17 protein-coding genes, 2 tRNA genes, 1 other RNA gene and 1 pseudogene are annotated in these 22,887 nt (G+C 37.1%); 10 read left to right on the top strand and 11 right to left on the bottom strand.

Annotated elements, in window-relative coordinates:
- The first annotated feature begins 66 nt into the window (after nt 1-66).
- On the top strand, nt 67-741 hold the full coding sequence (locus AC6QZF_RS09045; RefSeq protein WP_499799560.1) for a superoxide dismutase: 675 nt from the start codon (nt 67-69) through the stop codon (nt 739-741).
- A 67-nt stretch (nt 742-808) separates the two neighbouring features.
- On the opposite strand, the gene rpmA is transcribed toward AC6QZF_RS09045, so the two are convergent.
- The 3 genes from rpmA to smc form a co-directional block, all read right to left on the bottom strand.
- Entirely contained in the window at nt 809-1,066 is a 258-nt protein-coding gene (gene rpmA, locus AC6QZF_RS09040; RefSeq protein WP_499799559.1) for a 50S ribosomal protein L27, read from the bottom strand.
- Between the two features lie 29 nt (nt 1,067-1,095).
- The gene (gene rplU, locus AC6QZF_RS09035; RefSeq protein ID WP_499799558.1) at nt 1,096-1,404 is read right to left on the bottom strand and encodes a 50S ribosomal protein L21; all 309 of its coding nucleotides are present in this window, start codon (nt 1,402-1,404) and stop codon (nt 1,096-1,098) included.
- A gap of 80 nt (nt 1,405-1,484) precedes the next feature.
- On the bottom strand, nt 1,485-5,012 hold the full coding sequence (smc, locus tag AC6QZF_RS09030) for a chromosome segregation protein SMC (protein ID WP_499799557.1): 3,528 nt from the start codon (nt 5,010-5,012) through the stop codon (nt 1,485-1,487).
- A 241-nt stretch (nt 5,013-5,253) separates the two neighbouring features.
- Between smc and AC6QZF_RS09025 the strand changes: the two genes are divergently transcribed.
- The 4 genes from AC6QZF_RS09025 (at nt 5,254) to AC6QZF_RS09010 (ending at nt 9,762) form a co-directional block, all read left to right on the top strand.
- The gene (locus tag AC6QZF_RS09025; RefSeq protein ID WP_499799556.1) at nt 5,254-6,105 is read left to right on the top strand and encodes a bifunctional methionine sulfoxide reductase B/A protein; all 852 of its coding nucleotides are present in this window, start codon (nt 5,254-5,256) and stop codon (nt 6,103-6,105) included.
- Nucleotides 6,106-6,149: 44 nt separating this feature from the next.
- Nucleotides 6,150-6,225, top strand: a tRNA-His gene (locus tag AC6QZF_RS09020).
- Between the two features lie 112 nt (nt 6,226-6,337).
- Nucleotides 6,338-7,678, top strand: coding sequence for a M16 family metallopeptidase (locus AC6QZF_RS09015; RefSeq protein ID WP_499799555.1), 1,341 nt, complete (start codon nt 6,338-6,340; stop codon nt 7,676-7,678).
- Between the two features lie 14 nt (nt 7,679-7,692).
- Nucleotides 7,693-9,762 carry an insulinase family protein gene (locus AC6QZF_RS09010; RefSeq protein WP_499799554.1) on the top strand — a complete coding sequence of 690 codons (2,070 nt, stop codon included), beginning with the start codon at nt 7,693-7,695 and terminating at the stop codon, nt 9,760-9,762.
- An 86-nt stretch (nt 9,763-9,848) separates the two neighbouring features.
- Here AC6QZF_RS09010 and greA read toward each other — a convergent pair whose 3' ends face one another.
- The 8 genes from greA to AC6QZF_RS08970 all read right to left on the bottom strand — a co-directional run bounded on the left by greA (nt 9,849) and on the right by AC6QZF_RS08970 (nt 17,919).
- Nucleotides 9,849-10,322: a transcription elongation factor GreA gene (gene greA, locus AC6QZF_RS09005; protein WP_499799553.1), complete on the bottom strand. Its 474-nt coding sequence runs from the start codon at nt 10,320-10,322 to the stop codon at nt 9,849-9,851.
- Between the two features lie 34 nt (nt 10,323-10,356).
- Complete coding sequence (locus tag AC6QZF_RS09000; RefSeq protein ID WP_499799552.1) at nt 10,357-11,568, bottom strand: bifunctional 3,4-dihydroxy-2-butanone-4-phosphate synthase/GTP cyclohydrolase II; 1,212 nt, start codon at nt 11,566-11,568, stop codon at nt 10,357-10,359.
- Between the two features lie 72 nt (nt 11,569-11,640).
- Complete coding sequence (yajC, locus tag AC6QZF_RS08995; protein ID WP_491814405.1) at nt 11,641-11,958, bottom strand: preprotein translocase subunit YajC; 318 nt, start codon at nt 11,956-11,958, stop codon at nt 11,641-11,643.
- A 53-nt stretch (nt 11,959-12,011) separates the two neighbouring features.
- On the bottom strand, nt 12,012-13,136 hold the full coding sequence (gene tgt, locus AC6QZF_RS08990) for a tRNA guanosine(34) transglycosylase Tgt (RefSeq protein ID WP_499799551.1): 1,125 nt from the start codon (nt 13,134-13,136) through the stop codon (nt 12,012-12,014).
- Between the two features lie 13 nt (nt 13,137-13,149).
- Nucleotides 13,150-14,412 carry a serine--tRNA ligase gene (gene serS, locus AC6QZF_RS08985; protein ID WP_499799550.1) on the bottom strand — a complete coding sequence of 421 codons (1,263 nt, stop codon included), beginning with the start codon at nt 14,410-14,412 and terminating at the stop codon, nt 13,150-13,152.
- 69 nt (nt 14,413-14,481) lie between these two features.
- Nucleotides 14,482-17,004 (bottom strand): DUF5916 domain-containing protein, encoded by a 2,523-nt coding sequence (locus tag AC6QZF_RS08980; protein ID WP_499799549.1) that lies wholly within the window; start codon nt 17,002-17,004, stop codon nt 14,482-14,484.
- A gap of 205 nt (nt 17,005-17,209) precedes the next feature.
- A tRNA-Met gene (locus AC6QZF_RS08975) sits at nt 17,210-17,283 on the bottom strand.
- 51 nt (nt 17,284-17,334) lie between these two features.
- Nucleotides 17,335-17,919 (bottom strand): bifunctional nuclease family protein, encoded by a 585-nt coding sequence (locus AC6QZF_RS08970; protein ID WP_499799548.1) that lies wholly within the window; start codon nt 17,917-17,919, stop codon nt 17,335-17,337.
- Between the two features lie 230 nt (nt 17,920-18,149).
- Here AC6QZF_RS08970 and AC6QZF_RS08965 point away from each other — a divergent pair, with 230 nt between their 5' ends.
- From AC6QZF_RS08965 to AC6QZF_RS08945, 5 genes and pseudogenes are all read left to right on the top strand, one after another.
- Entirely contained in the window at nt 18,150-18,962 is an 813-nt protein-coding gene (locus AC6QZF_RS08965; RefSeq protein ID WP_499799547.1) for an enoyl-ACP reductase FabI, read from the top strand.
- A gap of 44 nt (nt 18,963-19,006) precedes the next feature.
- The gene (locus AC6QZF_RS08960) at nt 19,007-20,149 is read left to right on the top strand and encodes an acyl-CoA dehydrogenase family protein (RefSeq protein ID WP_499799546.1); all 1,143 of its coding nucleotides are present in this window, start codon (nt 19,007-19,009) and stop codon (nt 20,147-20,149) included.
- Between the two features lie 206 nt (nt 20,150-20,355).
- An RNA gene (gene rnpB / locus AC6QZF_RS08955) (RNase P RNA component class A) lies at nt 20,356-20,772 on the top strand.
- Nucleotides 20,773-20,796: 24 nt separating this feature from the next.
- Nucleotides 20,797-21,108: an Hpt domain-containing protein gene (locus AC6QZF_RS08950; RefSeq protein ID WP_499799545.1), complete on the top strand. Its 312-nt coding sequence runs from the start codon at nt 20,797-20,799 to the stop codon at nt 21,106-21,108.
- Between the two features lie 446 nt (nt 21,109-21,554).
- Nucleotides 21,555-22,887: pseudogene (locus AC6QZF_RS08945) on the top strand (hypothetical protein); the annotation flags it as partial.

Below are 22,887 nucleotides of genomic sequence, written 5' to 3'. Positions count from 1 at the left end.
CTCTAACATTGAAATTAGGAGAAACTAATTGTGAAGTATGTAAAATTAATTTTAATGGGTGTTATTATGTTATCGAACTCTTCATTCGCTTCTTTCTCAGAAAAGCTTAATCTTAATTTTTCAAAAGACGACGCCGGGAAATATCTTCTTCCCGAACTTGGTTATTCTTATGATGCATTAGAACCTTATATCGACTCTCGTACTATGGAAATTCACCACACCAAGCACCATCAAGCATACGTAACAAATCTGAACAATGCTATTGCCGGAACTGAAATGGAAAAATTAAGTCTTGATGAACTTCTTGCTAATGTTTCGAAATACCCCGTTGCTGTTCGCAATAACGGTGGTGGTCACTGGAATCACGCTTTCTTTTGGAAACTTCTTTCCGGAAATTCTTCAAAAACTGCATCTGGAAAACTTTTGGAGCAAATCAACAAAGATTTCGGCTCTTTCGATAACTTCAAAGCAGAATTTTCGAAAGCAGCTATGGGAAGGTTCGGTTCTGGTTGGGCTTGGTTAATTATTCAAGACGGGAAACTTGTTGTAACCTCAACTCCAAATCAGGATAATCCGCTTATGGATGTAGCAGAGGTAAATGGACTTCCTATTCTTGGTCTCGATGTTTGGGAACACGCTTACTACTTGAAATATCAGAACCGTCGCAACGAATATGTGGAGAACTTCTTCAACGTTATAAACTGGGAATTCGTTCAATCAATCTTCGAAAAGAATTTTTAATTAGTCGCAATAATAAAAATAAAAGCCCGACTAATTTAGCCGGGCTTTTTTGCAAGTAGAGAGTGAATTAATTAATTGGATAAACAGAAACTTTCTTTCTTGTTTTGTCTTTATTCTCAAATTTAACAATACCATCAATCAATGAGAAAATTGTATAATCTTTTCCAAGTCCTACGTTTTTCCCTGGATGGTATTTAGTTCCACATTGGCGAACAATAATATTGCCTGCAATAACTTTTTGACCACCGAAAACTTTTACACCGCGATACTGTGGATTTGAATCGCGTCCGTTCTTCGATGAGCCACCACCTTTTTTATGAGCCATAATTACCTCTATTAAAATTAATTCTTTCCTTAATTGATGCTATTTACTTCAATTTTAGTAAACATTGGGCGAAATCCATTCAGCTTACGATATCCTTTGCGACGTTTTTTGTGAAATACCAAAACTTTTTTGCCTTTGGCGTGTTCCATTATTGTAGCTTTCACCCTGCCTTCTACATATGGAGAACCAACTTCGATATTGCCATCTTTGTTCTTCAGCAGAATTTTATCGAACTCAACAGTTTCTCCAACTTCGCCCTGCAAATGAGGTACTACAAGCTGAGCTTTTTCAGTTACTTCGTATTGTTGACCGGCTATTTCTACTAACGCTACCAACATTTTTATCCTCAAAATCTTATAATTTTTACAAAATATGAATTTGCAATTTACAGACTTTTTATTTTTTTTCCAAATTTTATTTATAGCAAGTTTTCCACTTTTTCAAGAGATACAGATACAGTCTTCGACACTCCTACTTCTTGCATCGTTATCCCATATAATGTATTTGCTGCCGACATAGTCTTTTTATTATGAGTTACAATTATAAATTGAGTATTATTACTAAATTCTTTTATTAAATTTAAAAATTTATCTACGTTCGCATCATCAAGTGGAGCATCCACCTCGTCTAATATACAAAAAGGCGATGGCTTTACCAGATAGATAGCAAAAAGCAATGCTATCGCTGTTAAAGTTTTTTCTCCTTGCGAAAGCTGCTCTATGGTTATAGGGCGTTTGTTCGGTGGTTTCGCAATAATCTCAATATCAGTTTCTAACAATTTTCCTTCGTCTATTTTTAGTTCAGATTCTCCTTCCTCACCGAATAGAGTTTTGAATAATCTTTTGAAATTCTCGTGTATTTTATTAAATGTTTCTGAAAAATTCTTTTCCGCAGCTTGATTTATCTCTGCAATTGTTTCTTTGAGCGTTTTTTCGGAATTAAGCAAATCATTTATCTGATTTTCGTAGAAATTCAATCTTTCTGATTCCTTCTCGTATTCTTCCAGAGCCAGAAAATTAACATTTCCTAATGATGCAAGCTTGTTTTTTAGTTCGACTACCTTTTCTTTTGCAATATTTATATCAAAATCTTCGGGTATTGGTGGCAGAGCTTCATCACAACTTATTCTAAAATCTTCACTTAATCTATCTTTGATTGAATTTACCTGCACATTAATTTCACTTATCTTTATGTCCGTTTGATGTATTTGTTCCTTCAATTTATCATATTGAAGTCTCAAAGCATTTATCGCTTCTGAATATTGATTGATTTGCTCATTAATTGAGTTCTTTTCTGTTACCAATTTATGATTTCTGTCCACCAGTTGTTCGTATTCTTCTCGCAACTGAACAAGTTCACCCGAAATTTTTTCAATTTTCTCTTTCAATTCGATGGCAATTTTGTCCCCATTCAGCAATTCATCTTCTTTTTCTTTGATTTTGTTTTCAAAAGATTTAATGTTGTTAGATATTCTTTTTATGTCGTTTTCACAAGAACTTCGTTCAGAATGTAATTTTGTTAGTTCAATTTCAATCGAACGTATTTCACTGTCGTAATTCTTTACTTTTATTTCAACTTTCGCTAAATTTGATTGAATCGCATTATATTCTTCTTTTTCTTTTGAGAGTGCGTCCATCGCATTGTCAATCTGGCTTTGCATAGTAATAATTTCGGCTTCAAGTTCTTCAAGTTCTTGTTCAATTTGTGAGTTGCTTTGATTAACTATAGCTAAGCTTTGTTCTAATGCTTGTTTTTGAAGCTTTGTTTGCGATATTTTTTGTTCAAAATTCTTCAATCTTGTTTCTGCTTGTTTTACATTTGAAGTAAGCGATGGCAAATCAATCAATGACAGTTCCTCATTTAAGTTTCTTAGCTCTTCATTTAGTAATTCGATTTCCTTCGAAATTTTGTCTATCTCTTCTTGTGTTTTCTCAATTTTTTCTTTTCTACCAATCTTACTTTGCTTATTCTTTTGTTCCGATCCACCAAAAATATAACCTGATTTGTGAACAAACAATCCAGTTTTCGAAGCGCAGCAGTCACAGATACTTTCCTTGACCAATTTTAGTGCAATTTCATCTGTTTCAGCAATCAAGCAATTCCCAAGAATATTTTTTAGAAACTCAATGATTTTCGTTTCAGCACGGATAACTTCATAAACTGACCTTCCTTCCACAGTATCACTAATTTCTACATTATTGCCTGTAATTATCTCTTTTGTTATAAATGACGCTTGACCTTTTTTCGTTTCTTTCAGCAAATTAATTGCTTTGGTTGCCTCATCAACGCCCTCAACTACAAAATAATCACCAATATAGTTCAATATAGAAACTAATGGTGTTATATACTCATCGTCTGTTGCCACAAGTTCAGCAAGTTGATTTTTGTCCTCTGAATTGCTCCAACCCGTTGAAGTGATAAGAAACTGTGCTGTTTGATTTGTATCAACAATTGATTTCAAATAATCAAGTGTGTTTTTTCTTGCGGAAAGAGCATTTTTTCTATCGTTCAACTTGTGTTTTACGCTGTCAATGCTATTTTGAAGAACCATTTGCCTTTCTTTTTCTTGTGATAGCAAATTTTCCGCGTCTGTTAATTCGGTCTCCAGCTTATTGTGCATTTCATCAGCGTTCAACAGTTCTCTCTCAATTTCTTCGATTTGTTTTCCCAGTCTCGATGCTTCTTCAAAATTACCCTGAACCTTTCGCTCAAGCATTTTCTTTCTATCAAGATTTCGATTTTGCTGATTTTTCAAACTATTTATAGTATTCTGCAAAATAAGGATTTTTTCGTTTGAGTAATCGCTTTCTTCTTTTAATTGTCTCAGTTCGCTGAAATAGTTTTCTCTATTCTCTTTGCTAATCGATAATTTTTCTTCAAGTTCTTCAATTATTTTATTTTTTGAGATGATTAGCGTTTCGTTTTCCTGCACCTCATTTTTCAATGATTGTATGCTTTGCTTTGCGTTTTCAATTTCAGCAATAATTTTTTCTTTCGAAGTGCTTAAATTATTCAGTTTCTCGTTCGATACTGCGAGTTCTTTTTCAAAATTTGCGATTTTATCCTGAAGATTTGCTTCTTTTACGATAACTAAATTATATTGTTCTTCTGTTATTGCATAACGCTCTTTTAGTTTTCGAAGAAATTCTTCGGTTTCACCAAGATCGAACTCCATTTTGATTTTCTGTTTGTTCAGTTCAATCAGTTCATTTTTGTACGTTTCGACTTTATTATTGAAAAGAGAATAATTGAACAATAAGATAGAACTATCGAGACTTTTATATTCGGACATTAAATTGTTATATCGTTTGGTTTTTTGAGCCTGCCGTGCCAAAGATGATACATTTTTCCTAACTTCTTCCAAAATATCTTGAATACGAGTAATGTCTTCGACCACTGTTTCTAATTTTTTTGCAGCTTCTTTCCTGCGTTGCTTGTATTTTTTGATTCCCGCAGCCTCTTCGAACAAAGCACGCCTTTCGTCGGGGCGACCGCTCAAAATTGCTTCGACCATTTTCAGCTCAATCACCGAATACGAATCTGCCCCAAGTCCGGTATCCATAAATAGTTCTATTATGTCTTTTAGCCTACATTTACTTTTATTGATTAGATACTCGCTTTCTCCATTGCGAAACAAACGTCGTGTAACTGTAACTTCACTATATTCACTTGGCAATATACCTTTTGTATTTTCAAGTGTTAATGAAACTTCCGCCATACTTAACGGCTTGCGATTCTTTGTCCCGTTGAAAATCACATTCTCCATAACATCAGACCGCAGAACTGACGTTTTTTGCTCTCCTAACACCCAGCGAATAGCATCAACAATATTTGATTTCCCACAGCCGTTCGGTCCTACAATTGCAGAAATTCCGCCATTAAATTTGAGCTGTGTCTTTTGTGCAAACGATTTAAATCCAACTATTTCTAATTTACTTAAATACATATTTGATGTTAATTCACTTTCCAAGTAATCAAACTTCAAAATTACATTTTTTTATCGAGAAATTAAATATTCTTGACTTAAATAATTATCAACATATTTAATTAATAGATGCATTTAAACAATTACAAAATATTAGTTACGTTACTTATTCTTGTTTAAGTTTTGAGATTTAGTAATGTTAGAATTATTTATTATATTAATTAAAATATTATTGATTAATTCTTTTGCGGAGAAACAAATAATGAATACAACTCATTTAACACCAGATGAACAAAGAATTATTTTGTACAAAGGAACTGAATACCCATTTTCTGGAAAATATAATAATTTCTTTGAAAAAGGCACTTATCTTTGCAAACAATGCGGCACTGCTTTGTATTGCTCTACTGATAAATTTGCTTCGCATTGCGGTTGGCCTTCATTCGATGACGAAATCTCAGGTGCAATTCAACGCCAGACCGATGCTGATGGAGTTCGTACAGAAATTCTATGTTCCAATTGTGGGGCTCACCTTGGACACGTCTTCATTGGTGAGCAGCTTACTTCCAAAAATGTCCGTCATTGCGTTAATTCTATTTCTCTGGACTTTGTCCCTTTCGAAAATGTTACCAGAACCCAAAAAGCTATATTTGCCGCCGGTTGCTTCTGGGGTGTCGAGTATTATTTCAAAACTGCTCCCGGCGTTCTTCGCACTCGCGTTGGTTACACTGGTGGCAAAACCGTAAATCCAACTTACCAGGAAGTATGTTCCAATACAACTGGACACGCCGAAGCAATTGAAATTATCTTCGACCCCGAAAAAACAAACTTTGAAGAATTATGCAAATTATTCTTTGAAATACACGACCCTACTCAACTGAATCGCCAGGGTCCTGATGTTGGCGAACAATATCGTTCTGCCGTTTTCTACTTGAACCAGGAACAAAAGCAAATTACTGAGAAATTAATTAATATTCTCAAAGAAAAAGGGCTAAATGTAGTTACCCAGGTTGTCCCCACATCTCCATTTTATGAAGCCGAAGAAAAACATCAAGATTATTACAACAAAAGCGGTAACAAACCATATTGTCATTTTCGAGTTAAGAAATTTTAGTTGCACAATTCAAAAAATCACATTAATTTTGTAATTCTAAGATGGCGGTCTTAGCTCAGTCGGTAGAGCACCAGATTGTGGCTCTGGGTGTCACGGGTTCAAATCCCGTAGATCGCCCCAATAATTAAAAGAAATCGTCAAAATCACGATTTCTTTTTTTATATTATAGCAACTTTTTTAGCTGAATTTACGTATCTTGTATGTCTTTATGTTAATTTTTTTCGGAAGTTTTATGAAAAACGGATTATTAAGGAAAATTCTTCCGCTTTTTACACTTTTCTTAGTTGTTGGAGGGCAGAACTCAATGTGTGATATGAAACCAATCCAGTTCACTAAAGACACTCTCGAAAATGGTTTGCAGGTGATTTATCATATTGACCGTTCTGCTCCGGTTGTGGCAACTATCGTTCATTACCGCGTCGGCTCTCGTGACGAAGACCCTAATAAAACAGGCTACGCTCACCTTTTCGAACACCTGATGTTCGAAGCTACAACCAATATTCCTCGCGCTTCTATTGATAAATACGTTCAGGAAGCCGGTGGGGACCTCAACGCACATACTTCATTCGACGAAACTGTTTATTATCTGCGGCTCCCCTCAAACGAAATAAAACTTGCTCTATGGATTGAATCCGAGCGTATGCGCGGGCTGCTGCTTGAACCTGTTGGCGTCGAAACTCAACGCGGTGTTGTTATCGAAGAACTTAAAATGCGTCGAAACAACCAACCTTATGGCACTCTTCTTGATGAAATTTGTGACGCACTTTTCCCCGGCAGCTCCTATCAATGGACAACTTTGGGTTCAGAAGAACATCTTCGTCGTGCTTCAATTGAAGATTTTCGCAATTTTTATAATAACTTCTATCGGCCCAATAATGCAACATTAGTCATCGCCGGTGATATTGATATTGATGAAGCTCGCAAATTTGTCAAAGAATATTTTGGTGCTCTGCCGAAAGCTCCACAACCTCAACGTAATGATTTTCGCATTGAAACAATGAAAGGTGAAGTTCGCAAAAAAATTGACGATGAGAAAGCTCAACTCCCAGCTATTTTTATCGGTTTTCGTGCTCCTGCTATCGGAGATGCAGACTATTATCCGATGACAATCTTGCTCGATATCCTTTCGGCTGGCGAAAGTTCCCGCCTGTATCAAACTATTGTCGATAAAGAAAGGCTTGCCGCACAAGCTGGTGCTTTCCCATTTGCTCTCGAAAAATCCGGAATGGCTGCTTTTTATGCAATTGCCGCACCTAATAAAAAAATCGATGATATTGAAAAACTTATCTTTAAAGAAATAAACAAAATCATCGAAAAAGGTATTACCGATGAAGAACTTACAAAAGCGAAAAATATTAAAGAATCTGAATTTATCTTTAGCAAAAAAGATGTTATGGAAAAAGCACAAACACTTGCTCGCTACAATAGCTACTACAACGATCCATCTCTTATCAATGATGAGTTGAAAAAGTTCCTTTCTGTCAAGAAAGAAGATGTTCAGCGTGTTGCTAAACTTTATTTGGGAACTCAAAATCGTGTTGTTCTTCAATATATACCCAAAAAATCGAGTTAATTAGGAGATGAGAAATGAAAAAAATATTTGGATTTTTAATATTATTTAGTGTTGTTATGACCAATCTAAATGCTCAAATAGATAGAAGTGTTCGTCCGGAACCTCTTCCAGAAAAAGAGTTTCAGTTTCCGAATCATACAACTCATAAACTTAAAAACGGTCTTCGTGTGTTTGTTATCGAGGATAAAGAGCAACCAACTGTTGCTTTCCGTTTGCTCATTCCTGGTGGTACCTCTATGGATGGCAATCTTCCCGGTACTGCTGAATTAACTGCTGGTTTGCTCACAAAAGGTGCCGGCAAAATGAAAGCCCTTGATATTGCTAAAACAATTGATGGAATAGGCGCTTCTATTTCTGCTCGTGCTAATGGCGATGCTATTATTGTTTCTGCTTCGGGCTTGAAAAAACACAACAAAACTATTCTTGATGTCTTCAAAAATGTTGTGGTTAAACCTACCTTCCCAAAAGATGAATTAGAAAAGCTTACCGAACAAATGATTGCAGGCTTGCAATACGAAAAATCTCAGCCAGAGCAAATAGGGCAAACTCTTGCCCGCAAAGTTATCTACGGCGATGCTCACCCTTATGCTCTCAAAGCAAATGAAAACTCTCTTCAAAAAATTAGCGTCATTGAAGTTCAGAATTACTACAACACTTATTTCATCCCTAATAATGCGACTCTGGCTGTTATTGGTGATGTCTCCGCCAAAGAAATTATACCTGAACTCGAAAAAGCTTTTTCCGATTGGAAGCAAGGCAATGCTCCTAAAATAAACATCCCTGAGCCAAAACCTCAACCTTTGGGTGTTTATTTTATTCAGCGTCCCGCCTCCGAACAAACTACTCTGATTGTTACCAATCTTGCAGTGCCGTATAAACACAATGATTATATTACTCTCGATATGGCTTCAAAAATTATCGGTTCTGGCTTCGGTGGTCGGCTTTTCCGCACTTTACGCGAAAAATATTCCTTTACTTATACTCCCTGGGGTTACCTGACTACTTCCAAATATGTCAACCGCTTTGCTTGTGGTGCTGATGTCAACAGCGAAAAAACAGATTCTTCACTCAATGTGATTTTCGAGCAGATTAGCTCACTTGCAGAAGATAGCCCAACCAATGATGAACTCAACAGAATGAAACGCTTTGTTATCGGACAATATAAGCTTTCTTTTGAAAATTCCGATTTTATTGCTTCTCTCATTCAAGAAGCTGATTTTATGGGTATTTCTCTTGATCAATATAGAAATTACACAAAAATTATTGAAGATATTACTCCTAACAATATTAAATATGTTGCTCATCAGTATTTAAACCCTCAAAAATCAAGAATTATTGTAGTTGGCGATCCTTCGATTCGTCCTTTGCTCGAAAAATTCGGCACTGTTTTCGACTATAATGTTGATTTAGAGCCACTTTCTGGACCAAATGCAAAGCTCGATGAAGTATCCTTATCTTCTAAAGAACTTATGGGACGCCATCGCCGCGCACTTGGTGGTGATGCAATTGAGAATGTTCAATCAATCAAAAAAATTGCTAAGTCTAAAATTAATTTAGGCGGGCAGATCATCGACGGTGAAATCACTCAATATATAAAATCACCTAACAAAATGTATATGAAACTTGATATGCAGATGATGCAGCAGGAAATTTGGATTGATGGAAATGAAGGTTACGTAAATGCTTTTGGCGAAACTTCCAAACTCGAAGGAGTGATGCTCGAACAATTGATTTTTGAAGCAACTCCTTTTGCTACCTGCAAACTTCTTGATATGGGATACAAAGTTGAAATCAAAGGCAGGAAAAACGGTGAAATTATTGCTGTTGTTACTTCGCCAAATAATATTCAATCTACATTTTATTTCGATGAAAATACATATTTAGTTAATAAATATGAAACTGTTGAGCAAGGTCCCCAAGGTCCTACACCTTTAACTGTAAAATTTTCAAATTGGTCATCTATAAATGGTGTAAAATTTCCTGCTCGTGTCGAAAATATATCGTCTATAATTACTATGATAAATGATTATAATTATGAACTTAATGTTCCTTTCGATGATAAACTATTTAAACCAAGCAATTAATTAATTAATTAATTAATTAATTCGCTGTAAAAAGAAAAAGAGGCTGTCTCGAAAAAGGCAGCCCCTTTTTTAAAATCGTAAATCAATTATTTTGATATTGATAATATTTCGAAACGATTAACCCCAGCCGGCACTTTTACTTCTACTATATCACCAACTTTTTTGCCCATCATAGCTTTGCCCAGCGGTGAGTTAACCGCAATCTTGTTTTGCTCAAAGTCAGCTTCTTCTGCACTCACAAGCTTGTAAGTAACAGTTGCACCGTTTGAAAGATTTTTCATCGTAACATTAGAGAGAATATAAACTTTATCGTCTGGGAATTCCTCTGCTTTAATCACCTGAGCTTTAGCAAGTATCTGGCTTAATTTTGCTATGCGTAACTCTAACAGCGCTTGCTCATCTTTGGCTGCATCATAGTCAGAGTTCTCCGATAAATCGCCGTGAGAACGTGCTTCGGCAATCTTCTCGGCTATTTCCTTTCGTTTATGGATTTGCAAGTAGCGAAGTTCTTCTTCGATTTCTTGCATCCTTTCCTTTGTCAAATAAATAATGTCTGACATTTTATCACCTTTAATAAATTAACTTATTCTCTTTTTATCTAATCTTATGTAGAATATGTCCCATTTTTTCTTTTTTAGTTTTTAGATAACTGTAGTTAAGATCATTCGGTTCGATTTCAATTGGAACTAATTCAGCAACCTCAATCCCGTAGCTCTCTAATCCAACGCGCTTTTTAGGATTGTTTGTAATAAGCTTCATTTTTGTAACACCTAAATTGCGTAATATTTGAGCGCCTATGCCATAATCTCTTGCATCTGGTGGAAATCCAAGTTGCAAATTGGCTTCTTCGGTATCAAATCCCATTTCCTGTAATGCATAAGCACGTATTTTATTCACCAATCCTATATTTCTTCCTTCTTGCCTCATATAAAGCACAACTCCTTTTCCCACACTTTCTATAAGTTTCATTGAGTAATGCAATTGCGGACCACAATCACAACGTAGAGAACCAAAAACATCGCCCGTTAAGCACTCAGAATGCACTCGCACCAATACGGGTTCATCAGGTTCCCAGCTACCTTTTACCAATGCAACGTGCTCTTTTCTGTCATAAACATTTTCGAAGGCATACATCTCAAATTCACCGTATTCAGTTGGCAGATATGCCTTCGCAACGCAATGAACTAAACTTTCGCTTTTTAACCGATAAGCAATCAAATCTTTCACAGTAATTATTTTTAAATTATGCTTCTTAGCAAATTCCATCAGTTGAGGCATTCTTGCCATTGTCCCATCATCGTTAATAATCTCGCAGATAACTCCGCACGGTTTTAATCCTGCCAACCTCATCAAATCAACAGATGCCTCTGTGTGTCCTGCACGTCGCAACACTCCTTCCTTTACTGCAATTAATGGGAAAATATGCCCGGGGCGCAACAAATCCTGCGGCTTTGTCCGTGTGTCTGCCAACGCTCTAATTGTTGCCGCCCTATCGAAAGATGATATTCCCGTTGTTGTGCCGTGAGCATAATCCACCGATACAGTGAATTTTGTCGAATGTATTGCTGAGTTATCTCTAACCATTACATCCAGCTCTAATTCGGCTGCTCGCTCTTCTGTAATAGAAACGCAAATTAGCCCACGTCCATAATTGGACATAAAAGTAACAGTTTCGGGAGTGCATAGCTCTGCTGCTGCAACAAGGTCGCCCTCGTTTTCTCGGTCCTCGTCGTCGGCAACGATTACCATTCTGCCGTTTGCGAGGTCCTCTAATGCTTCTTCGATTGTATTAATTTTGTATTCCATATTTTTTATATAGATAAAAAAATAAATCTTTCATCCTCTATGATGAAAGATTTAAATATTAATTATTAATAATTACAGTTTGGCTGTAATTGCGTGTTTTTCTATTTTAATTTTAGTATTTTCAGCAATTTGCAATACTATTGTTTTATCATCTATTTCGGTTATTGTGCCATGTATTCCTGCAGATGTAACAACTTTATCGCCCTTTTTCAGATTTGCGAGCATATTTTGATGCTCTTTCTGACGCTTTGTCTGTGGACGTATCATAAAGAAATACATTATTAAAATCATAAATACAAAAAATATAATTGTTGGAAGGAAGCTTCCTGCTCCACCTTGTTGACCACCCGGCGGAGGTGCAAACATTAGCAAATTTGCCAATTCTAACATACTTCAGCCTTAATTTGAATAGTGAATAATTACTTTTTAAAAATGTAATATAATTATTTTTTTTCTAAATAACTACTTAAAAATTCCTTTTTCCATTGACGAAATTCTCCAGTAAGTATTTTTTCGCGAGCAGTCCGCACTAACCATAAATAGAATCGAATATTCTGTCGCGTTGCTAAAATTAATCCCAAAATTTCTTTTGCAATGAATAAATGCCGCAAATAACCAAGGGTGTAATTTTCATCGTCGGCGAAAGCCGAGTCTATTGGTTCGTTAGAATATTTATATTGCTGGTTTCTAATATTAATTTTACCTTGTGTTGTGAAAAGTTGTCCATTCCTTGCGTTTCGTGTTGGGAGAACACAATCAAACATATCTACCCCACGTTCAATTGCTTCAAGTATGTTCTCAGGTGTACCAACTCCCATCAGATAACGCGGTTTTGTTGCTGGTAGTATATCCGTTGTTAAATCTGTTAGCTCGTACATCAATTCAGTCGGTTCGCCAACAGACAATCCGCCAATTGAAAAACCATCGAAATCATACTGAATTACTCTCTCAGCATATTCTTTTCTCAAATTTGGGAACATTCCTCCCTGGCAAATTGCAAACTGGAATTGCCTATGTTCCCATATTTGCGGTATACTTTTAAAGTGTTCGCGGCTTCCCACCGCCCAGCGATATGATAATTCCATCGAACGTCTTGTATACTGCTCGTCTGCTCCGTAAGGGACGCATTCATCGAGCACCATCATTATGTCAGAACCTAATGTCTTTTGAATTTCAACCACCTTCTTTGCAGAAAAAAAATGCCGCGAACCATCTATATGCGAGCGAAATTCTACTCCTTCGTCCGAAATTCTCCTTAAATCCTGTAAAGAAAATACTTGATAGCCTCCACTATCGGTGAGTATTGCTCTATTCCAGCGAATAAATTGGTGCAGCCCACCAAAATGTTTCATTACCTCCATCCCAGGACGCAAATAAAGGTGGTATGTGTTACCAAGAATTATTTGGGCATTCAGTTCTATTAAATTCCTCTGCTCCAAAGCTTTAACAGTGCCCTGTGTTCCAACGGGCATAAATATTGGCGTTGGGATATCGCCGTGGTCTGTATGCAAAATACCGACGCGAGCTTTGGTCTCAACGTCGGTTCTTATCAATTCGAAAAAATTCATATCTCTTTATTAATTAAATAGCATCAAAACCACAGAACGGTCGTAATACCTCTGGAACAATTACATGTCCGTCCTCTTGCAAATAATTTTCCAGTATTGCTACCATTATTCGCGATGTTGCCAGACCGCTTCCATTCAATGTATGCACAAATTCAGGTTTTGCGTCAGGCGTTCTCTTGAAACGAATTTGTGCTCTCCGAGCTTGAAAGTCTTCGAAATTAGAACAACTCGATACTTCCAGCCATTTTTCTTCGCCCGATGCCCACGCTTCCAAATCATACGTTTTGGCACTTGAAAAACTTGTATCGCCCGAACACAACAAAATAACTCGATAGGGGAGACCTAATGCTTTCAATATTGCTTCTGCTTCACCAACCAATCCTTCTAATCTCTCGTACGAGTCTTCCGGCTTCGTGAAATTTACCATCTCTACTTTATTGAATTGGTGCACTCGCAAAAATCCACGTGTTTCCTTACCGTAGCTCCCTGCCTCTCGACGAAAACAAGGTGAATATCCAGCGTATTTTATTGGTAAATCTTCTCCACGCAAAATTTCATTATTATGATAATTTGTTATTGGTACTTCTGCTGTCGGTATTAAAAAAATATCGTCAGTTGCGTCGTGATACATATCCTCTGCCATTTTTGGAAGCTGCCCCGTACCAAACATTGAATTGCGATTTACAACAAATGGTGGCATAAGTTCCGTATAACCGTGATGCTCAATGTGATAATTAATCATAAAATTAATCAGTGCTCGTTCTAATTTTGCACCTTTCCCAACGTAAAAAGCAAATCCACCACCCGTTACCTTCGCACCACGCTCAAAATCTATAATGCCCAGTTCCTTTGCTATCTGCAAATGGTCTTTCTTGATTTTTTGCGGTTTAAGTTCTCCCCACGAACGAACAACTTTATTCTCCTCTGCACTCCTACCAATTGGGACGCTCTCGTGCACCATATTTGGTATTCTTATAAGAACTTGCTGTATCGCTTCTTCTATGTTACGAAGCTCATCATCAAGTTCTTTTATCTTATCAGATACTACTCTCATTTCCTCTATTTTATCGTCGGCAGGTTGCTTTTGCTTTTTTAATTCCGCTATTTCTTTGGATACGACATTCCGTAAATTTTTCAGCCTCTCGACTTCTTGAATAGTTGAACGTCTTTTTTCATCAAGTCGTGGAATTTCTGTAACATCTGCACTCTCATTTTTATTAATAATATTTTGCCGAACAAGCTCAATATTATCGCGAACAAATTTTAAATCTAACATTTTTTTCTAATTTTTGTTAAACACTTAATACAAAATTATATAATTTTTTCTTACTTGATTGTTTTTTTATTAAACTCTTGCAAACCAATATGAAATTTTCATCATAAAAGAATGAAGAGATTTTCTTCCTAATAAATCAGAAAAATCGTTCAGATTTATTTCCCTATATTTATCGTATTTTGCATCATTTACCTGCCAGACTAAATAAAACTGAGAGCCAGGTAAGAATTCCCATCTTATAACTATGCTCGAACGAAATGATTGAAAAAAGAAATCCTGCTTCGAAAGATTAAATGTTTCTTCGCCGTCAGAAATAATATAATAATTCTTATTATCTTCTATCGTTGTTCCAGGATATTTCCCATATACTTTTAATGTATAATTTTTTCTATTCTGAACTTCTCCGAACGATAGATATTTCCCATTCGTAAAATATGGTGCAAAATATGATTCTAATGTGAAATCTGGGGAAATAGCATAATTAAATCTCAATGATGTTGATAATGTGTTTTGTTTGATTTCACCAAAAATATAGCGTTTATAATAAGTCGTTGGATTATTATTCGCACGAGAACCTAAGTATATTTTGGGATCAGTTTCGTTCGCATAAGAAATTCCAAAACTTATTTTACTCCTATCAAAATTATGATACAAAGCTGTTTCAATACTTGAATAGTTCGTATTATCAAGTGCCCAGGAATAGTTGTAATTAACACTAAACTGCATTGGTTGGGACCAATCGCTACTAAAACTACTGTAAAAATTATATGATGGTGCAAGCCCCACCATCATTCCGCCTCGCGTTTTCGTATCACTATAATAATGTGGTAGATAGTAGAATCCGCCTGAAACAGAATATTTATTCAAAAAAGTAACTCCATAAGACATTCCAATAGTATGTTGTATTTTTTCATAATCCCAATTCATTATGTAGCTTGAATATGCATTCAAATAATACGAATATAAATAATTACCTGGCTTGTTTTCTCGATATGTTATTCCATAATAGAATTTATGTTCATCTGCATGCTGTAATTTACCAAAATCGTTGAAATTCAATCCGGGAGTTTCTGTGTAGTACTCAGCAGTCCAAATCCAGTGCTTACCCGCTATTTTCTTAAATCCTACTCTTCCCAGTAACCCCATAAGCCAGCGTGCATTAGTATCTACTGATAAATGTTTTGCATCAGGTCTTTGAAAGTTTTGTGTTATACTCTTTTGTATAAAAGTTATTCTTTCTTTCGTGCCATTTATTGCCGAAAATCCGATATTACCATAAAATGAATAAGTTTTATCGAATAAATATATATTCCAGTCTGTTCCACCAGAATACGCAGCATCATTATAGTATTGGTGCAGTTGTTTCTCATTATTTTGACGGTTCACTGCTGTCAGAATAGATCCAAAAAACGACCCCGAACCGTCCAACTCTTTTTGACATCGCACTACGCTATATAATGAATAAGGAGAAACAACCGTTTGCAACTTCTTTTGCAATAATGTATCATAATCTTTTGCATATTCTTTGTCGACGAATGCCGTAAGTGCAGCAAAAGACCATCCATCAGACGAACGTCCGGTGATTTTTGTCGCCCCAAGTATCGTAGAAAATAGTGGATTATATGAATATTGTGAATAAAGTTTATATGTGGGTGGTGCTCCTATCCGCCTGGAATAATAATATTCAACATTTGTATTTTTAAATAATTTATCTCCTTCAATAAAAAATGGTCTCTTTTCATCGTAATAAATCTCAAATTCTGTTAAATTTACTACCGATGGGTCTGCTTCCACCTGCCCAAAATCTGGATTTATCGTCGCATCAAGCGTTAAATTTGGTCCAAACCCCATTTTTAAATCAACACCAACCGATTTTTTCCAATCCCACTCGTTAATATATGGATGGTTGCTCGATATATACGGGTTTCTCTCTAATGTTGTGCTTATATATGGTAATATTTCAATCCTCCGTGTTCTACGAATACCTTCAATCCCTACAAGCTTCCCAAAACGTGAAGCCCAACCTGATTCATTTTTCGGTATCATTACCCAATAGATGTCTTCTTGTGTCGTCGGTGTGTATTGATTTATGTTCAAGCCAAAAACGAGAGTATCGATATCAGGAAACCTTAGCTGACTAAACGGTATTGCATATTCCGCAGTCCAGCCAAGACTATCTATATTCGTCCGAGCCTCCCACACTGGATTGAAATTATAATCTCGGTCGCCCTCGTTGTCTGTTCCGTGGTAGTAATCTGCTCTTACTCCTGTTGCAGTTACAGCAAAGCTTACAGCTGTTTGCTTATTATTATATGTATCTAATATTATTATTATTCTCTCAGAATTGCTCATATTATCTCTTCGGGAAACATACGCCTGTATCTTTTCGGGATTTTTTCGCTCCATTCTTGCCCCGATATATAAATAACTCTCATCGTAGAGAAATCTCACCTCTACTCTCTCGCTCGGAGCACCACCCTCCACCGGATCCTTGGTTGTAAAATCGGAAATTGGCATTGCTTCGCGCCAATCCTCTTCCACTAACTTACCATCTATATGAATTTCCCCTACTCTTTTTCTGGCAATCGCCACTTTTTCCGCCGGGAATACAAATTCTACTGTTAATGTCAAACTTAGTATTATCAATAATAATCGCACAATGCCTCTTAATTTGTTAATAAGTTCTATAACGTTTAATGTAACATCAAAGTTACTAAAAGTATGCAACAGAAAAAAAATAAAAAAATCAACTCAATGTATATAAAAAAAGAGACCTTTCGTTGGCCTCTTTCTCTTGTACCGGGAGAGGGATTTGAACCCCCGACACACGGATTATGATTCCGTTGCTCTAACCACCTGAGCTACCCCGGCTCAAATTTAGACTACAAAATTAAATATTCTTCTTATAATAAACAAATAATTTTATGAGCTTTCTAACATTTTTTTTAATTCATCTCGTATTTTTGCAGCTGTCTCGTAATCTTCATCTTTTATTGCTTTCTCTAATTGCTCTTGCAATATATCAATACGGCTTTTTGGTTGTTGCGGCTGTTGGGTTTGCTGCATCTTCTCAGATTTCTTTAGCATTTCAAATTCATCATAATCTTCATCTGCAACCTCTTCTTTTTCTTCGCCTTGAGGGCTCACTCCCGTCTCTTGCAATACTTCTGCATTCACATATATTGGGCATCCCATCCGAACCGCTATCGCAATTGCATCGCTTGGACGCGAATCTATCTCTATCCCTAAATCTTCAAATACAAGCTTCGCATAAAAAGTTCCCTCGATAATATCCGAAATTATTACTTCTGTCAAAGTAGCACCTAATTGATCTAGAATATTCTTAATTAAATCATGCGTCATCGGTCGTGGCGGCGTTACTCCTTCCATTTCCAGCGCTATTGCTTGTGCTTCGAATGCTCCAATGATGATTGGTAAACGACGCTCCCCATCAACTTCCTTTAATATCAAGGCGTATGCATTGCTCGCAGCCGGCGAGGCAGACAATCCCAATACTACTAATTGAACTTTTTCCATTTTTATCCTTATCTATCTTTCTTCTTTTTTTAAATTGACACAATTATTTCATAATTATTGTTATTCAACTTACAAAAGTACAAATTTTCATCTTTACTGAGAATTCTATAATCAGCTCATTTTGTTTTTTTTATCTAAAAATTTCGTAATTTTATATTTCTAAATAATTTAAATTGGCAATTTATTTTTTGGAGAAGAAAATGGTCGACAGAGAATTATATGCAATTATATTAGGTGTTTCGAGTGGTTTCGGTCGCGCTTGCGCTATCGAACTTGCTCGAATCGGTTACAACATCTATGGTGTTCATCTCGATACGGGCTCTAACAAAGAAAAAGCAGAAGAATTTCGTCGCAGTCTCGAACACCTAAACATCAAAGCTAAATTTTTTAATGTAAATGCCGCTGATGATGCTAAACGAAAAGAGGTTATCGAGGCTATAAAGCAAGACAAAGAAAACAACCCTAACCACGTCCTTCGTGTTTTAATCCACTCCCTCGCGTTCGGTGCAATTGGTCCGTTCTTTTCGGGGAATTCCAGCGAAATGCTTAACAAACGCCAAATCGAAATGACTATGGATGTTATGGCTAATAGCCTAGTCTATTGGACACAAGATTTATTCAAAGCTAAGCTCCTTGCCGAAAATTCCCGTATCTTCGGGCTCACAAGTATCGGCTCTCAACGTGCTATGGCTAACTATGGTGCTGTTTCCGCTGCCAAAGCAGCTCTCGAAGCTTATGTCCGTCAAATTGCCGTCGAACTTGCTCCTTATAAAATTACTGCCAATGCAATTCTCGCTGGGCTTACTGATACACCTGCTGCTCAAAAAATCCCCGGCTTTGCTAAAATGCTCCAACACGCTAAGCAGCATAATCCATTTAACCGCAATACTGTCCCCGAAGATGTTGCCCAAGCTATTTCCCTTCTGATTGACGAAAAATTTTACTGGATCACAGGGCAAACTATCGGTGTCGATGGCGGTGAAAATATTCTTAACTTTATCGAAACTACCTAATTCTATGATATTGTTCTTTATTTATTAATAATTGAAGGAATTCTATGTTTGAATTAGTTTTTACAGAAGAACAGAAAATGCTTCGCGATATGGTTCGCGATTTTGCTACAAACGAACTTAAGCCTATTGCTGCTAAAATTGACGAAGAAGAAGCAATCCCAGAAGAAATTATTAGAAAAATTGCCGAACTCGGACTTCTTGGCGCTCCATTCCCAATTGAATACGGCGGTAGCGGTTTCGGCGAAATGGGCTACTGCATCATTCAAGAAGAAATTGGGCGTGCCTGCCTTTCCACCGCTACTATGATTGGCGCTCACGTCTCCATCGGTACAAATGCTATGTATATCGGTGGCAGCGAAGAACTCAAACAAAAATACGTTGTCCCTTGCGCTCAAGGTGAGAAAATTGCTGCCTTCGCTCTTACCGAATCCAAAGCTGGTTCCGATGCTTTCGATGTTAGCACTCGCGCCGAACGCGACGGCGACCATTGGATACTTAACGGCGAGAAAATGTGGATTACAAACGGGCCTTTTGCTGATGTTTTCTCTGTATTCGCTCGCACTAATCGCGGTATCACCGCTTTCGTTGTCGAAAAAGACATGCCCGGCTTCTCTGCTGGTGCTCCCGAAAAGAAAATGGGTATTCGCGGTAGTAAAACTTCTACCCTTACTTTCGATAACGTTCGCGTCCCTCACGAAAATATGATTGGCGACGAAGGACGAGGCTTCCTTATCGCTATGAAAACCCTTGATGCCGGCCGTCTGGGGCTTGGTGCCGCTTGTCTCGGTGCTTGCAAAGAATTGCTCGAAATGTCTGTCCGCTATGCTAAAGAAAGAAAACAATTCGGTGAACCTATCGCTAACTTCCAGGCTGTTCAATTTATGATTGCCGAAATGGCTACTCTTATCTATCAAGTCGAATCACTTGTTTATCGTACCGCTACTCTCTATGACAAAGGTACTATGCTTTCACGCCAATCTGCTATGGTTAAATTAGTTGCCAGTGAAGCTCTCGATAAATGTGTCGATTACGCTATGCAAATTCACGGCGGTATGGGCTACTCTCGCGAACTCCCTGTCGAACGCTTCTACCGCGATTCCCGCATCAATCGCATTTTCGAAGGTACCACCGAAGTCCAAAAATTAGTTATCGCTCGCGATGTTATCAAACGAAATGGTGTTATCTGAGATATACATCTTTCTACGTTCAAGAGGTTGTCCATCCGGACAACCTCTTTTTTATTATTTTGCTATTTACGATAATTCATTTTTCTTTGAACGTATAGTGTGATAAAAATTATACACTGCATTTTTTTTGTACATATTTTTTACATTTTATCTTCTATTTTTTATTTTAGTAAAATTGGAAATTAATTTATTCGTCAAACTACTTGCAGGGTCGGCAGGCAACCGCATTTGCTTTTGAGCAAATGAGGAAAGTCCGAACTCCATAGAGCAGTGCGCTTCGTAACGCGAAGGCAGCAAGCCCTCCCCGAAGGGCAAGCTGACGGATAGTGCAACAGAAAGCAAACCGCCCGGCTCCTTCTCGAGCCTGGTAAGGGTGAAACGGTGGGGTAAGAGCCCACCAGCAGCAGAGGCGACTCCGCTGGCTTGGCAAACCCCGCACGGAGCAAGACCAAATATGAATATGCTCGCCCTCGTCGGTGACCGAGTTGCTCGCTCGGGTGCTCACTCAGCCGCATATTCGGGTGGGTCGCTTGAGGGGAATGGCGACATTCCTCCCAGATAAATGGTTGCCTCCGAGTCTTCCGACTCGAAGACAGAATTCGGCTTATAGCCGGCTCTGCTTTTATTATTATTTATGAGGTTGATTTATGAAACTACCAGATGATCCTTTTATTCTTGAACTTCTCCCTGAATTTGTCGATACCTGGATCGCCGATATCGACGAGCAATATTCAAAATTTATCGACGAAAAAAACTCACAAGAACTCTACCGCCTTGCCCATACACTCAAGGGGTCGTGCTTCCAGTTCGGGCTCGACGATATTGCCAATCTTGGTATCGAACTGATGGGCTATGCTAAAGAAGGTAATTGGGACAAAGCCCGTACCCTAAAAGAACCTATTCGCAATATTTTTGTCGAGATGCGAAACTTTTTAGTTGAAAAAGGTATCGTTCAGTAATTTTTTGGTGATTTTTTTTTCTTGTTTATTTGTTTTTTAACTTTATTTTTTTAATTTACACTATATGTTATGATACATTTTGTTCTTTGTTTTAGTCAAAGTTAAAGGGAATTAAATTTATTAAAATAAAATTAATTTTTATTCATTTTTGTTCTTTTTGGCATAGTTTTTTATTCTTGATTTTTTGCTTATACTTTTTAATTATTGGGGTTTGAGGTTATTGCTGGGATATTTTTAAAATATTATTTTAGAATTATCGTGTAATTACTATTGTTAAACTATACGAGGTTTTTTTTGATTTTTGTTTACTCATATTCTTATAAAATTACTCACTGTTTTATTCTCATAAAATTCTTTTCATTTTACAAAGGAATTATCCTTCGTTTGAAGAGATTCTTATCGTTCAGTTATAAATTTGTTTTATTCACAATTTTAGGAGAAACGTTATGAAACGTTTTCTAACGTGCTTTATAGCGGCTTTTGCACTTCTGCTTTTAGCAGTCGATGGCTCTTTTGCCCAAACTGCTCCTTCGGTGCAAGCGCGCTATGTCGCCTTTTCAAGTATTACTACCACTACCGCTAATGCCTCCTGGATTAACGGTAATGGTGTTGGCCGTCTTGTTGTTATCAGTACCGATAACAGCTGGGAGACTATTACCAGCTATTCATCGCAAAACTATAGTTCCACAAGTGGTAGCTGGTCCAATAGTGTTCAACTTGGTACAAGTAACGACTATGTTATCGGCTTTACTACTGGTTCAAGAAGGACTATTAGTTTAAGTGGCTTAACCGCTGGTACTACATACTATGTCCGTATATATGAATATAATGGAACTCACGGGAATTATCAATTTAGTACTAATAGCGGCACCAACAACCCTCGCTCGTTTACTACTACTGCTATAATTTCCGCTCCTACTATCACAAGTGTTATCGTTGATGATAACAATAACACTGCACAAATTAACTGGAACTCCGTCTCCGGTGCTTCTGGCTATGAGCTTGATATTCAATACTATCATGGTTCAAGTTGGAATACTCTTTCTGAATACAACGATATAGATGTTGGCAATCTTACTTCTTGGGAAGTCTATCTGCCAATTGCAGTCGGTTCGGGCAACTATCGAGTTCAGCTTCGTGCTTATGCTGGTTCTGTTACTTCAACGGACGTTACTCAAACATTTACTATTTCTACTTCTATGCCTCCTAAATTCTTAGCTGGCGACGCTCCAAGTTTAACTGAACAATCTTCGCCTAACTATGGCTTCTACAATATTACTCTTACTTTCGATCAAGCTGTGTATGCTAACAATGATGGAACAGGCAATTTAACAACATCCTCTTTTGCTGTTTATGCTCCATCAAGTGGTGGTGATGCTTCTACGAAAGTTGTTATTACAGGTGTTTCCCATACTGCTGGAGATAATACAGTCATATTAACATTAAGATTTAATAACAGAGTAACAAATACCGAAAAATTCCGCATCGGTCCTGTTGGGGCATCACACATTTACAGCATAAATGGATTAATTCCCGACGCTAATGGCGTGCCAATGAATGTTACGCTCCAATCAATCAAAGGTGGACAATATTCAGCCGACATCACTTGCCCCAACGCAAGCGTGCTGAATACAACTGACAATATTGCTTTCGAAACTATTCAAAAAGCAATTGATGCTGGAACGACTACTGCTGGCGAAACAATACAACTCCAAGATAACACCACTTATTCCGAAAATGTTACTGTCAACAAAGCTGTAACCTTAACTGACCAAGGCG

This window comes from Eximiradius sp., assembly GCA_937127445.1.
GTDB lineage: Bacteria > Bacteroidota > Ignavibacteria > Kapaibacteriales > UBA2268 > JAKIZO01.
The sequence above is the reverse complement of the archived record's forward strand: the minus strand, read 5'-3'. Positions and strand labels throughout refer to the sequence as shown.